This window comes from Flavobacterium sp. 11 (assembly GCF_002754315.1).
GTDB classification, from domain to species: Bacteria; Bacteroidota; Bacteroidia; order Flavobacteriales; family Flavobacteriaceae; genus Flavobacterium; species Flavobacterium algoritolerans.
On the sequence record NZ_PEFE01000001.1, the window covers coordinates 2,965,095 to 2,980,214 of the forward strand.

Annotated in this window: 13 protein-coding genes and 1 pseudogene; 12 read left to right on the forward strand and 2 right to left on the reverse strand. The window is 30.1% G+C overall.

The window, feature by feature from the left end; genetic code table 11:
- Positions 1-140 precede the first annotated feature (140 nt).
- From CLV00_RS12940 to CLV00_RS12995, 12 genes and pseudogenes are all read left to right on the forward strand, one after another.
- On the forward strand, positions 141-818 hold the full coding sequence (locus CLV00_RS12940; RefSeq protein WP_099715575.1) for a response regulator transcription factor: 678 nt from the start codon (positions 141-143) through the stop codon (positions 816-818).
- Positions 787-2,076, forward strand: coding sequence for a HAMP domain-containing sensor histidine kinase (locus CLV00_RS12945; RefSeq protein ID WP_099715576.1), 1,290 nt, complete (start codon positions 787-789; stop codon positions 2,074-2,076). Before CLV00_RS12940 ends, CLV00_RS12945 begins: the two co-directional genes overlap by 32 nt.
- A 61-nt stretch (positions 2,077-2,137) precedes the next feature.
- Positions 2,138-4,552, forward strand: coding sequence for an outer membrane beta-barrel protein (locus tag CLV00_RS12950; protein WP_233206904.1), 2,415 nt, complete (start codon positions 2,138-2,140; stop codon positions 4,550-4,552).
- A 10-nt stretch (positions 4,553-4,562) separates the two neighbouring features.
- Positions 4,563-5,186, forward strand: coding sequence for a hypothetical protein (locus CLV00_RS12955; protein WP_099715577.1), 624 nt, complete (start codon positions 4,563-4,565; stop codon positions 5,184-5,186).
- Positions 5,187-5,250: 64 nt separating this feature from the next.
- Entirely contained in the window at positions 5,251-6,279 is a 1,029-nt protein-coding gene (locus CLV00_RS12960; protein ID WP_233206905.1) for an AraC family transcriptional regulator, read from the forward strand.
- Between the two features lie 101 nt (positions 6,280-6,380).
- Positions 6,381-7,787, forward strand: a complete 1,407-nt coding sequence (locus CLV00_RS12965) for a DUF5982 domain-containing protein (protein WP_099715578.1) — start codon at positions 6,381-6,383, stop codon at positions 7,785-7,787.
- Between the two features lie 491 nt (positions 7,788-8,278).
- Positions 8,279-8,368 (forward strand): annotated as a pseudogene (locus tag CLV00_RS16680) (hypothetical protein); the annotation flags it as partial.
- A gap of 175 nt (positions 8,369-8,543) precedes the next feature.
- Positions 8,544-8,975, forward strand: coding sequence for a PepSY-like domain-containing protein (locus CLV00_RS12975; protein WP_099715579.1), 432 nt, complete (start codon positions 8,544-8,546; stop codon positions 8,973-8,975).
- Positions 8,976-9,071: 96 nt separating this feature from the next.
- Positions 9,072-11,033 carry an LTA synthase family protein gene (locus CLV00_RS12980; RefSeq protein ID WP_099715580.1) on the forward strand — a complete coding sequence of 654 codons (1,962 nt, stop codon included), beginning with the start codon at positions 9,072-9,074 and terminating at the stop codon, positions 11,031-11,033.
- Entirely contained in the window at positions 11,033-11,914 is an 882-nt protein-coding gene (locus tag CLV00_RS12985) for a diacylglycerol kinase family protein (RefSeq protein ID WP_099715581.1), read from the forward strand. The genes CLV00_RS12980 and CLV00_RS12985 overlap by 1 nt, the downstream gene beginning before the upstream one ends.
- Positions 11,915-11,933: 19 nt before the next feature.
- Positions 11,934-12,359, forward strand: a complete 426-nt coding sequence (locus CLV00_RS12990; protein ID WP_099715582.1) for an EamA family transporter — start codon at positions 11,934-11,936, stop codon at positions 12,357-12,359.
- A gap of 38 nt (positions 12,360-12,397) precedes the next feature.
- Positions 12,398-13,174, forward strand: a complete 777-nt coding sequence (locus CLV00_RS12995) for a phosphatase PAP2 family protein (protein WP_099715583.1) — start codon at positions 12,398-12,400, stop codon at positions 13,172-13,174.
- Positions 13,175-13,547: 373 nt separating this feature from the next.
- Here CLV00_RS12995 and CLV00_RS13000 read toward each other — a convergent pair whose 3' ends face one another.
- On the reverse strand, positions 13,548-14,273 hold the full coding sequence (locus CLV00_RS13000; protein ID WP_099715584.1) for a superoxide dismutase: 726 nt from the start codon (positions 14,271-14,273) through the stop codon (positions 13,548-13,550).
- 4 nt (positions 14,274-14,277) lie between these two features.
- Entirely contained in the window at positions 14,278-14,877 is a 600-nt protein-coding gene (locus CLV00_RS13005; RefSeq protein WP_143394897.1) for a hypothetical protein, read from the reverse strand.
- Positions 14,878-15,120: the final 243 nt, after the last annotated feature.

Consider the following 15,120-nt stretch of genomic DNA (forward strand, 5'->3'; position numbering starts at 1 on the left):
TTTTGGCTTGAAATATATTATGAAAAGAAACCTAAGTACATGAATACATTATGATAACGATATGGGATTTTGTGTAGGTATGAGTTTGAAATATTAGCAAAATTCAATTTATATTCAAAATTGATTAGTTTCTTTGTGATATGAAAATTTTAATAATAGAAGATGAAATCGAAATTGCAACAAGTGTCATAAATTACTTGAGCAGTAACGATTTTCTTTGTGAATCAGCAACTACCTTAAAAGGTGCTATCGAGAAGATAGTTTTATATTCGTACGATTGTATTCTTTTAGATTTAATGTTGACTGACGGTAATGGATTTAAAATTTTAGAAGCCCTAAAGAAGCAAAACAAAACAGATGGAGTAATTATAATTTCTGCCAAAGACACTCTAGAAACTAAGATTGAAGGGCTAACACTTGGTGCCGATGATTACCTAACAAAACCATTTCACTTATCAGAATTATTAGTTCGCATTCAAGCATTAGTTCGACGAAAACAATTCAATGGAAAAAATGTGATTTCCTTTAATGAAATAGAAATAGATACAATAAGCAAGTCGGTCAAAATCAAAGGCATGAAAATCGAGTTTACCAAAAAGGAAATGGATTTATTACTATTTTTGATTGGTAATAAAAATAAAGTTTTATCCAAAAGTGCCATTGCCGAGCATTTATCGGGTGATATGGCGGACATGTTAGACAATCATGATTTTGTATATGCGCACATTAAAAACATGAAAAAGAAGCTCAAAGAAATGGGCGCAACAGATTATCTAAAATCAGTTTATGGAACAGGTTATAAATGGCAAGATGAATAAAAAACTACTTCAAAAAACACTAAATTATTATTTTATCTATGCGCTAGTAATACTAATCACAGTTGGTCCTGTATTTTATATTATTTCTAATATTTTATATGAAGACGATGCTAATGAGGATTTATATGCGATAAAAAAGCAATTTGATAAATTTACTAAAGATGATTTAACTATAATGGACATAACGCTTTGGAACAAGTTCAATCGCGATGTAAATCTCGAAAAATTCAATGGCATACAAAAAGACAGTTTATTTGATCATAGTTATTACGATGCATTAACTAAAGAAAACGAACCATTTAGAGTGCTCAACGCTCCAGTAAAAATTGAAGGCAAATGGTTCACTTTTTCTGCCAAAATAAATATGGTCGAAAAAGAAAATCTAATTGGAAGTACTGTAATTCTTTTCATTTCACTATTAGTACTTTTAATTATAGGCTTTTTCATTATCACCAAAATAATTTCAAAAAAATTATGGCAACCATTTTATGCAGCTTTAGACAAAATGGAACAATTTGAAATTGACAAATCTACTTCAGTAAAATTAATTAAAAACACAACCGAAGAGTTCAACCGATTAAATAGTGCCATCGATAGCTTAATCCATAAAAACTCTAGCATTTATCAAAGTCAAAGAGAGTTTATAGAAAATGCAGCACACGAGTTGCAAACACCAATTGCAATTTTTAAAGGTAAATTAGAGAATATACTTCAAAGAAATGACCTAAACTCAGAACAATTTAAATTGATTGATGATTTAAACAACACTACCACAAGGTTGGTTAAACTTAATAAAAATCTGTTGGTGTTATCAAAAATTGATAGCAATTCATACAATGAGATTGAGAAAATAAACATAAAAGATATTATCAATAATCAACTAACCTTTTTTAATGAACAAGCACTTTCAAAAAAAATAGATATTACAACAGAATTATCAAATGAAGTTGAAGCCAAATCAAATCATTTTCTGGCAGAAATGATAATCAGTAACTTATTTTTAAACACCATAAATCACAATGTATTAAATGGTCAAGTTATAATCAAACTTACTAATCATAGTATAACTTTCGCAAATACAGGAATACTCATAGCTTTACAGACTGAAAAAATGTTTGAGCGTTTTTCTAAATCCAATCCATCCTCTCAAGGAAATGGTTTAGGATTATCGATCATTAAAAAAATTGCGGATACAAACCATTGGTCCGTTAACTACTATTTTATGGATAGAATGCATAAATTCGAAATAGTTTTTTAAAATTCAATATTTCTTCAAATTCCATTCAGAACTTTGTTCAAAAAAAATAAAAGGAAAAAGCATGATGCGAATTAAAAACGTTCTATTAGTAACAATGCTACTATTATCGGTAGCAAATTTAAGGGCACAAAATAAATCAGTAACAGTGTCGGGTAACACAAAAGACAAAACAACTAAACTTGCATTACCATTTGTAAATGTGGCATTAAAAACTTCTAAAGATGCTACTTTAATTGCCGGAACAATAACAAATGAGGAAGGTCGATTTTCATTGGCCAATATCAAATCTGGAAACTATATTTTAGAATTCTCCTTTATTGGGTTCAAAATCAAGACACAATCAGTTTATGTTGGATCCCTTTCCGAGTTTTTAGATCAAGGCACTATCGAATTAGAAGAAGATGCCACAACCTTACAAGAAGTAGTAGTAGTATCAAAAACAAATACTGTCAGCGAGAAAATGGATAAAAAAACCTTTTCTATGGCTGACAATATTAGTCAAAGTGGCGGCTCTGTTTTACAATCCATGCAAAACTTACCAGGGGTTACAGTCCAAGACGGAAAAGTACAAATTAGAGGCAATGATAAAGTGACCGTATTGATTGACGGTAAGCAAACTGCTTTAACAGGCTTCGGAAATCAATCGGGTTTAGATAATATTCCTGCTTCAGCAATAGATAAAATAGAAATCATTAATAATCCATCTGCAAAATACGATGCCAATGGTAATGCTGGAATTATTAACATCATCTATAAGAAAAACAAAAAAGAAGGCTTTAATGGTAAAGTGGGTTTTACGTCGGGTTTAGGTGCTTTGTGGGAACGAAAAGAAAATTTGCCTACAATAAGACCACAATATTCATTAACACCAAAAATCAATCCTACACTATCACTCAATTATCGCAAAAATAAAATTAATGCGTTTTTTCAAGGCGATTATCTATACACAGAAACCCTAAATAAAAATGAATTTGTAACACGAACATACAATGACGGCACAATAATTAGCCAACAATTAAAAAGAAATCGAAACACCCATTTTTCAACAATTAAATCGGGAATTGATTGGAATATCGATGATTACAATACGCTAACCGTTTCGGGTTTATTTGGTTCAGAAAAAATTATTGATAACGGCGACCAACCTTTTTTTAATGCAGACTATTCCGAACGATTACGACTTTGGCAATTTTTAGAGGATGAATTAAAAACAACAGTGATGGGAACTGCTGCATATCAACATAAATTCAAGCAAGCCGGACATTTGTTAAATATTGGCTTCAATTATACCTTTCATAGAGAAGATGAAAAATATTTCTTCGATAACATTTTGCCAAGTTTTTCGAGTAAAGATTCCTTCAAATTATTATCAGATGAAAGTGTAATAGATCTAAATATCGATTACATAAAACCTTTAAAATACGGACGAATTGAAACAGGGTTCAAATTTCGAAACCGTATTATTCCAACAAACATGCAATTCTTTCCAGGAAATAATTCGCCTTTGGATGCAAGTGCAGGTGGTAAAGCAACCTATGAAGAAATTATTCCAGCAGTTTATGGAAACTACATTTATGAAACCAATAAAATCGAAGCCGAAATCGGATTACGCCTAGAATACTTAGATTTAGAATACGAGGTAAATCCAAACCATCCAACCTATAGAACTGATGGATATTCGTATTTCGAACCATTTCTTAATTTCCGTTTTGCTTATAAAATCAATGATGACAACAAAATATCATTGTTCTACAACCGCAGAATTGACAGACCAAACGAAGTAGATATTAGAATATTTCCAAAGTACGACGATGCCGAAATTATCAAAGTTGGTAATCCTGGACTAAGACCACAATTCACTAATTTAGTGGAATTAGGTTTCAAAAGAAATTTGAAAAAAGGCTATTTATATTCCGCTATCTACCATCGCTTTACCAATGCTACAATAACAAGAATAGCTTCTACAGTTCCTAGTAGTAATCTGATTTATGCCATTTTTCAAAACGTAAATAAAAGTTCAAATACAGGTGTTGAAATGGTCATTTCACAAGATATTGTAAAATGGTATTCTTCCAATATTAATCTTAATGCCTATTATAATCAAATCGGTGCGTTTACAGTTCAAAATTTATATCCACAGCCAAATACTTTTTCGGCAGCAAAACAAGATGTTTTCTCAGGAAATATAAAGTGGAACAACACATTGCACTTAACTAAAAAAGTGGATGCGCAACTAACGGCTGTTTATTTAGCACCAGATATTATTCCGCAAGGCAAAATTAAATCAAGATTTTCTATTGATTTAGGATTGAAAAAATCAGTTCAAAATGGTAAAGGAGAATTTTTTATAAATGCTACTGACCTATTAAATACTTTGGTAATTAAAAAAGAAATTCAAGGACAAGATTTTAGTTATACTAGCAATGACTATTACGAAACACAAGTAATAAGACTGGGTTACAACTATAAATTCTAAATTAGTTCTAATGAAAAAATTACCAGAAATTACAATGGCGTTTTGGATAATGAAAATTTGCGCTACCACTTTAGGTGAAACAGCAGGAGATTTATTTTCAATGACATTAAATATTGGTTATGCATTGATTTCATTAATCTTAGTTGGTTTTTTCATTGTTACTCTTCAATTGCAATTGTATGCTACAAAGTACAAACCAATGCTATATTGGTCAGTAATTTTGGCAACAAGCACAGCTGGAACTACAATGTCAGATTTTATGGATCGCACATTAGGCTTAGGATATGCCACCGGTTCATTACTTCTAATTACAATATTGATTGCAACATTTGTAGCATGGAAAAAAACGGAGAAATCAGTATCCGTAAACGATATTAATACATTTCATGGTGAAACATTCTATTGGATAGCTATTTTATTTTCTAATACATTGGGTACAGCGTTAGGCGACTTTTTAGCCGATAATTCAGGTCTTGGGTTTCTTGGTGGTGCGTTGCTTATTGGAAGTTTATTACTGCTACTAATTTTAGCACACTATTTTTTGAAAGTTTCGGAAGTACTATTGATGGCAGAAACCCTCGAGCTGCACGAAACGCATAAAAACCTCGATAAAAAGAAACATTATCTAAAATAATATAAAGATATTTCGCACTATTAAATATTTTTCAAATTTTGTATCTTGCAAACAGTAAATTTTAATGATGCTTAAAACAATTCAAATTATTGCATTACTTCAAGGACTTTTCGTCCTTTTTGTTTTATATAACAATCGCAATAGTTATAAGAACACAACTTTTTGGTTATTATTCGGAAGTTTATTTTCTATCGTTTTATACATTATTGGAGATGACAAGAATAATATATTTGTTAATAACACCGATTGGTTTCTTTTCGATAACACACTTTTTATAACATTTCTATTTTTGTTTTTTAGGTATTTCAAAAGCAATAAAGAAAAGTTTATAAAATCAGATTACTGTTTTTTCATACCAAATATCATTTATCTAATTCTTGAAGTAATTGAAATAAAATTAATTCAAACTAATATAGTCATTGAAGTTTTAGAAGTATTCTGCGAATTAACTTTTATCATCTACTTATTACTAATTTTATTTTCCATAATTTCAAGTAAAAGAAAAAATTGGATTATATATTTCATCATTCCAATCATTATTTTGTTCGTTTTTTCACTCATTAATGATATTCTTAAAATCGTTGGATTATCAGAATTACCGTTTTTATACGACCAAAATTTCAATTCATATCTTTTAATAGTTGTTGCGTTTTTATTCTATTTTATAACTTTTAAGTTGTTTAATGGTAATAAAGAAATTTTACCTAAAGTAGAAATCGGTAAATACAAAAACTCAAATCTAAACGATGAAACAATTAGTAAATATAAAACTGCTTTAATCAATGCAATGCAAATTGATAAAATATATCTTGATGGAAAATTATCCATACAAGATGTTTCAGATAAATTAAATATTCCGCGTCAATACATTTCTGAAGTTTTAAACGAACATATGAATACCAATTTTCAAGATTTCATAAATGAATATAGAGTGGAAGAATTTGTAAACCGACTAAAAAACGACCAAAACAATAATCTTACACTTTTAGGAATCGCTACAGATGTAGGTTTTAATTCTAAATCTTCTTTTAATGCTACATTTAAGAAATTCAAAGGCTTAACACCAACACAATTCAAGAAAAATCTTTTGTAAAAAAAGTAATTGGTACAAATCAATCATTTTGCACTTATTTCATTTTTATGAAAACACAATCACTTACGATATTTGCGAAATAATTAAAAGAACCCAAAATTATGTCGCAACTTAAATTAATTAAAAAGATTCTCTTTTGCTTTATTTTAACTATTTCAACGTACTCGATTAACGCACAAGTAAACGATACACTTTCATTTGTAAAATCAAAACGAATGTCAGATGATGACCTTGCAAAAAAACGAGAAGGAACTTTCATAACGGGTTTGCCTGACTTTTCATCAGATCCTGTTACAGGTTTTGGTTTTGGTCTTAGAAGTAATGTCTATTGGAACGGCGAACGAACAAATCCACTTTTTGCCTACACACCTTACTTGGCAAAACTAAAAGCTAATGCAGCATATTACACTTCAAACGCAAGAGAATTAATTTTATCTTTAGATGTACCATATTATAAAGGAACACGTTGGAGATTTAAAATTGATTTTAAAGCACAACAAAATCCAGCAAATTTATATTTTGGCTCAACAGAATCAACGTTGGGCAATCTACGATTGCCATCCAATGAAAACATTACTTTTTCAACATATGAAGCATTTGACAAAGCAAGAAAAACGCTGAGACCAGGTGGAATTGGCGAAGCAAGTTTTGTGACAGATGCCTTGTCAAACCGATTTAGAGAAACAGAATATATGCTTAATCTAAAAGGAGATTACGCAATAGGAAACGGAAAATGGCGAGTAATGGGTGGTTATGAAATTCAAAATTTAAGTTATAAAACTTTTGAGGGAGAGGAAGCAGAGGCAATAAATCCAAATTCAGGAGAAGAAACTACTGCTCCAAATGGATTTTCACTTTTGCAAAGAGATTTTAATCAAGGCTTAATATCTGGCTTAAATGGTGGTTGGATTTCAATTTTACAAACCGCATTAATTTATGACACAAGAGATTTTGAACCCGACCCAACCAAAGGTTACTATTTTGAAATAGCAAATGAATATTCTGGCAAATATATTGGCTCACAATTTGATTTCAATAAACTTTTTATTCAAGCAAGAGCATATCAAAAGTTGCCTTTTGGAAAAAGAACTGTTATCGCTGGAAGATTTGGAGTTGGTAACATTTTTGGCTCGAATGCCCCATTTTTTGAATTTCAAGACCAATGGAGTCCAGAAGGTAGCATCAATGCACTTGGTGGAAAGCAATCATTGCGAGGTTATCGAGCAAATCGGTTTTTAGCACGTTCTATGTGGTTCACAAATATTGAAATAAGATATAGAATTGCAGAAACAAAATTAGGAAAACAAAGATTTGCTTTCGGTGTCGCACCATTTTTTGATGCAGGAACAGTAAGAGACGAATGGCAAAATCTAAACTTTAAAAACATTCGTTACTCGTATGGTTTAGGTGCAAGAATTGCTTGGAATCAGTCCACAATTTTATCATTTGATTACGGAATATCAAAAGAAGATAAACTCTTCTACATCGGCATAGGTCAAGCTTTTTAACAAATTAGTTTGGTATTATTTGTAAAGATTTTGGAGATATAAAAATAGTGTATGTTACAAACAGAAATATAAAACTAACTAGCGGATTTATATTTATTGCTATCGCAATTATATATATCTGCTCCGCATTTATATAAATATGTTTCGCATTTACATTTCTGTTTGTCCTATTTATATCAATCCAATTTATATTTATTTATGTGTGACTTATATTTTTTGTAATCCGATTTGTATTTATACCTATCAGACTTAAATTTATTGAAACCCGAAACCTAATTATGAAAGGATTACAAAACAGAACGGAAACAGAAGAATAAAGGGCATCTGCCAACAATTGCTAAAACTCATGGCTAGTTTTTCGGTAAATTGTTCATTTACTTTTCATAACTTCTCTCGGGCAATTATGGAAAAAAAGCTTTCCATAAGTCGCCACGAGCTCTAGCAAAGAAACGTTTTGGTTAGCATTTGTTTTAACACGACCATTCGGAGCAACTTTTGGAGATTTACTTACAAAACCTTTGGAAAAAGGCGGTCTAAATTTTGGAACTACTTGTCGTCAGCTATACTATTTACAATTTTAATGCTATTAATAACCGTTGCCATTATTAAAAACAATAAAATAGAAAAACAAAAACTGATTATTGGAAAGTAATATCATAAAAACTTCATAAAAAACAGTCCCAAGCCCAAAATTCAATATTTCTTCTAAATTGGTTTTCATCTTTGACTATTATTAATTTATAAAATAGAATAGCAATGAAAAAATCAATAATTGTGATAACCTTAATAATGGTATCATTAGTGTCGTTTGCTCAAAAAACGAAAGAGCAAAATGTGCCTCAAGTAGTCAAAAATGCGCTTCTTCAAAAATTTCCAAAAGCAAAAGAAGTAAAATGGGATAAGGAAGGGAAAAACTTTGAAGCAAGTTTTGATTTGAATAATGTAGATAATTCGGTTTTGTTAAGTCAAGATGGAAAAATTGTTGAAACAGAAATTGAAATTAAAGTCAGTCAATTGCCTAAAAATGCGTTGCAATACTTAAAGGATAATTATAAAAATCAAAAAGTAAAAGAAGCAGCAAAAATTGTTACTGAAGAAGGTACTATAATATACGAAGCCGAAATTAAAGGCAAGGATTTGCTTTTTGACGAGAACGGTAATTTCATCACTAAAGACAAGGTTAGTTAGATTTTTTTTAAAGCATCTAGACAGTATGTGTGGGTGTTTTTTTCTGTTTACAAATCACTATTTCACTCTCTTTCAAAATATTATTTACCAACTATTATGTTCAAAAAAACCAACTTATCAACCAGATACGCATTGTTACTTACTTTTGTATTATGGTTTGTTATTATCTCTCAGATAGTAAGAATTATTTTTTTTATATGGCAATACGACGAAGTTTCGTTTAACATTTTCACTGTTTTAGGAACAGTACTAACAGGATTATTTTTCGATATAGGTACAATTAGTTTTATTGTATTTCCTGCCATTATTTATTACTTCATTTTTCCAAATAAATGGGTTGGCTCGTTGGTTGATAAAATATTCATTTGGTTTTTTACCACAGTAGTAACCTTTATATTAGTATTTACCTTTTTTGCCGAAATTACTTTTTGGGACGAATTCAAAACGAGATTTAATTTCATTGCAGTAGATTATTTAATATACACTCACGAAGTTATTTCAAACATTCAACAATCATATCCTCTACCAATATTAATTAGTGGAGTATCATTAATTGTATTTTTAGTCTTATTTCTATTTTATAAAAGAAATGCCTTCAAAAACACATTTTCACAAACTACAACTTTAAAAGAAAAAAGTATTGTGTTAGGTACTGGTGTAGTTTCTTGTTTGTTTTTTACAACATTTATAACAAATAATCAGGCGGAATGGTCTAAAAATAGATACAACGCTGAAATATCAAAATCGGGAATTTATTCATTTTTTGCAGCTTTCAGAAACAATCAAATGGCATACTATGAGTTTTATACTTCTGTAAATAACAAATCGGCTTTTGCTATTATTAGAAATAAATTGAGCGATAAAAACAGTAAATACCAATCAGAAGGATTATCTATTCACAGAACAATAACAGACACAACTAACCAAGAGCCAAGTAAAAAGAATGTAGTATTTATTTTGGTTGAAAGTCTTAGTGGTAGTTTTATGAACGAGTTTGGAAATAAAGAAAATATTACACCTTTTTTAGATAGTTTAGCTCAAAAAAGTGTGTTTTTCGACAATTTATATGCCACAGGAACTAGAACCGTTCGTGGTATGGAAGCAATGACACTTTGTATTCCACCAACACCGGGACAAAGTATCGTAAAACGTCCCGAAAATCAAAACCTATATACCGTTTCAAATGTTTTTAAAACCAAAGGATATAACTCAAATTTCTTTTATGGCGGCGATGGTTATTTTGATAATATGAACGCGTATTTTGGTGGCAACGGATTTACAATTTATGATCGTGGACGAGGTAGCGTTTTAAGTGATAAAATTAAAACGGTACGAAATAATATTAATGATAACGAAGTGACTTTTGAAAATGCTTGGGGTATTTGTGATGATGACATTTACTCTAAAATGCTTAAAGTGGCTGATGAACATTACAAAAACAACAAACCATTTTTCAATTTTGTAATGACAACTTCCAACCACAGACCGTATACTTATCCTGACAATGCAATTGATATTCCATCAGGAACTGGTCGTGAAGGAGCTGTAAAATATACTGATTATGCCTTAAAAAAAATGTTTCAAAAAGCCAAAAACAAACCTTGGTTCAAGAATACTGTTTTTATAATTATTGCCGACCATTGCGCTAGTAGTGCAGGTAAAGATGAAATTGATGTTGCCAATTATCACATCCCGGCATTTATAATAAATTTTCCAGAAGCAATAAACCAAAAAGTAAAAAAACAATGCTCTCAAATAGATGTTTTTCCAACATTTTTTTCAATGATGAATTGGAGTTACGAAAGCAATTTCTTTGGTAAAAATGTATTTAATCCAAACTTTGAAGAACGCGCATTAGTAGGAACATACAGAAAATTAGTATTGATGAAAAAAGAAAAAGTAATGATTTTGTCTGACCAAAAGAAGCAAGCATTTTATACTTGGAATAAAACCGATAATAGATTAAAACCATTGCCATTGGACAAAAATTTCCTAAATGAAACCATTTCTTGGTATCAAACTGCTGATTATTTATTTACTAATAAGCTGCTTGAATAATGGTTTACATTCATTTTATTGTTAATCCAATATCAGGTAGTGGAAAACATAATATTGGCAAAACCGAATTAGAAAAGCATTTTCCAAAGGAAACTTATAAGATTGCAGTTGACTATTCAAATTATAAAAAACACGCAATCATCCTTACCCAAAATGCAATTTCTAACAATCCGGACTGTATTGTAGTATGTGGCGGAGATGGCACCATAAATGAAGTGGCGTCGTGTTTAATTAATACCAAAATAAAATTAGGAATTATTCCAGTTGGTTCTGGAAATGGTTTAGCTTCTAATCTAAACATTCCAAAATCATTGGATAAAGCAACGGAAATTATACGTAAAGGCAACACACAATTTATTGATGTTGGAAAAGTAAACGACCATTATTTTTTTAGCAATGTGGGGGTTGGAATTGATGCAACGATTATAAAAAAATATGAGAGTTACAGTAAGAGAACATTGTTTTCTTATGTTCGGGCTTCTATAGCATCAAGTATTCAATTTAATCCGATGGAAACGATACTTTCATTTAACAATCATATTGTCAATACAAATGCCTTCATGATTTTTATTTCTAATTCAAATGAAATGGGATATGGAATGAGTTTAACACCTAAAGCAAGTTTAAATGATGGTCTATTAGATTTAGTTGTAATTTCTAAACTAAACTTATTTGATAAACTAATTTTAGGTATGAGAGTAATATCAAATAAAATAGAAAAATTCGAAAAAGCACGACACACATTAATCGAAAAAATAAATATAGAAATGCCTAAGAAAATCTTCGTAGACACGCAAATTGACGGAGAATTTCATAATTTGAGAACAAATAAAATAGAAGTTACAATAATAAAAAGTGGATTAGAAGTTTTGACAGAATAAAATTTAAACTAATTAAGTTATGAAACAGTATCAAATTTTTGCTCTAATATCGATGTTCTTCGCTGGTTTGACATCGGTAGTTGCTAAAGCAGGTTTAAAGAATGTAGCTTCCGATACAGGCTTGGCTATTCGGACTTCATTCGTATTTATTTTTATTTGGTTTAACATCATAGTTTTTAATAATTATAAAGATTTCTCTAATCTTACCAAAAAAGATGTTTTGTTGTTAGGTGTTTCGGCTCTAACAACGGCAATTTCTTGGGTCTTTTATTATAGAGCAATAAAAATAGGCACAGTCTCCGAAGTGGCATTAATCGATAAAGGAAGTATAATTATCACACTAGTACTTTCTTTTATATTTCTAAACGAACAATTTACTTGGCGCATAGCTTTGGGTGGTTTGATGATTATAGGCGGAATACTAATCTTAACAATGAAATCATAATGGTATAAAACTACGCGTAACCTTTTAAATTATTTACCATGTTTAAAACCATTTTATTTTCATTATTAAGTATAGCTACATTGCATGCACAGAACCAGATTGAAAGTGTTCAAGAGAAGAAAATTGATACAGATACTATTCCGAAAACCGACAGCACGCATAAATTCAAATTAAAACAACTAATCATTCCGTCCGTTTTAATAGGTTATGGTGTAATTGGTATTGAAAGTGATCAATTAAAACTCTTCAATACTCAAATAAAAGAAGAAGTAAATGAAGATATCGATAAAAAAGTAACCATTGACGATTTCTCGCAATATGCACCAGCTTTATCAGTTTACGGATTAAATGCTTTGGGCATAAAAGGAAAACATAATTTTAAAGACAGAACCATAATACTCGGTACTTCTTATTTAATTATCTCAGCATCAGTTTTAAGTTTAAAATCAATTACACAAGTCGAAAGACCTGATGGTAGTGGTTTCAATTCTTTTCCATCTGGACATACAGCCACGGCTTTTGCAGGCGCAGAGTTCCTTTGGCAAGAGTATAAAGATGTCTCAATATGGTATGGAATTTCAGGATATATAATTGCTACTGGTACAGGAGCATTCAGAATTTACAACGACAAACATTGGCTAACAGATGTGGTTGCAGGTGCTGGAATTGGAATTTTAAGTACAAAAGTTGCCTATTGGATCAATCCATGGATACAAGAAAAAATATTCAAATCCAAAGAAAAAAATAGTATGTCAGCTATAGCACCTTTCTATAATGGCAAACAATTAGGTGTAGGCTTCATTAAAACGTTTTAATATTTGTAATTATTTTTAAAAGATACTTTTTGTTAAAGAGAAGTGGTTTTTTTTTAGATTATTATCTGATTTAGCCTAAAATACTAATTTTAATTGGTTTCTAATGTATAAGTATAATTGACACTTAGTATTGAAAGCAATATTTTTTTAAATATTCAGATATAAATGGAATTCTGGACACTATCGCAAAAAAGAGGTTTTTTCACAGCCTGACGTTTTGCAGCTTGGCGATGTGGCGGATTAAGGAAGCCAAAACTTTCGGTTTAACACTAACTTTCAAGTACAAAACCAACTTCAAATTAAGCCAAAACCCGCCATATTGCCAAACTGCTGTTGGTGGCTGGCGTTTTGGGCGGTTTCGTTTTTCCGTTTTCTATTTCATCATTTTTAATGCGTTTTCTAATCTTTCTGATGCGTTATCCCAATTTATAATGCTGAATAAATTGTCAACAAAATCGGTTCGCTTATTTCTGAATTTCAGATAATATGCGTGTTCCCAAACGTCAATTACAAGCAATGGAATTACGCCCCATTGTGTCAGTTTTTCGTGATTTTCACATTGTAAAATTGTCAATTTATCGGTGTAAGGTTGATAACCTAAAATTCCCCAACCATTTCCATCAACGTCTTTTGAAGTTTTTGCTAAATACATTTTTAGTTTATCAAAACTTCCAAAATCTTTTTCTATTCGTTTTAATAAATCGCCTTTTGGTAAATTTGCTTTATTGGTTAAGTTTGTCCAAAATATAGAATGTAAAATGTGAGAAGAAAGATGATACGATAATTTTTTTGTCCAATAATCGACAGTTTCAAGATTATTCTCTTCTAAAGATTTTTTTATCATTTGCAAATCTTTGTTTGCTCCTTTTACAGCTCCTCCGTGATGAAAAGTGTAATGCAAATGTAAAGTTTCTGCGTCCATAAAAGGTTCAAGAAAACTTTCAGTATAAAGTAAAGGTTGTTGAAAAAAATTTCCGTCTTTGTCAACTAACAAATCAGTTTTGTTTTCAATTAGACTTTGGCTAAAAACAGAATTTGTTGGTAACAATGTTGCTCCGCCTAATATTAATCCACTTTTTAAAAAATCTTTTCTGTTCATTTTGTTAATTTTTGATTGTAAAGTTACACGGATTTTGTTTAATGCTATCTCTGTTTTTAGTTAATGTTTTTAATTCTTGAGTATTTAAATTTGCAGTTAATTCTTTGAATTGAGCATTCAGATAATTTAAATCGTATTGTAAATTTTCTAATTGCTTTGAATATTTTTCTTTTATAGAAATATATTCTTCGTCTATTTCGGATTTAATTTTACTTTCTTTAGCTTTTAGTTCTTGATATTTATTGTTTTTAGCTAATTTTTGATATAAAAACTCAATTTTGTTTTCAAAAACTTTGGTTTTTGAATTTGCTTCTTTTTCATTTTGGGAAAGTTTCTTTTCAAATTCAGGTGTTGAGTTATGACCAAATTTGTCAGTTTGTTGGTCTGTAATTTGATTACTTTTACTTAAATATTCAACAACAATTTCACTTCTTGAATTTTCTAATTTTGTTATTTGTTCAATAATTGGTTTGTCTATTTTGCTAATTTCAGTTTTAATTTCGGATAATTCTTTTCCTAACTTATTGATTTTATTTAAACTATCATTACTTCTTAATTCTTCGATTTTTGCGTATTTGCACTTAATTTCTTTGTAATTATTCAACCAAGAATTTTCTTTGTATTTGCATCCTGCAAATACAAAGAAAATTAAAAATATTGAAGCTGTTTTCGGCATTTTTAAGATTTGTTTCTCGTTAGTTTTCGGTTCTCGGACGCTTGCCACTAACTTGTATATATGCGCTACAAAGTAGCGCATATACACCTTATTTGGGGTAGATAGGCGCTACTGAGTAGCGTATTACTTTCAAATATACATTTTAATTATTATCTTACAAATCATCAAATG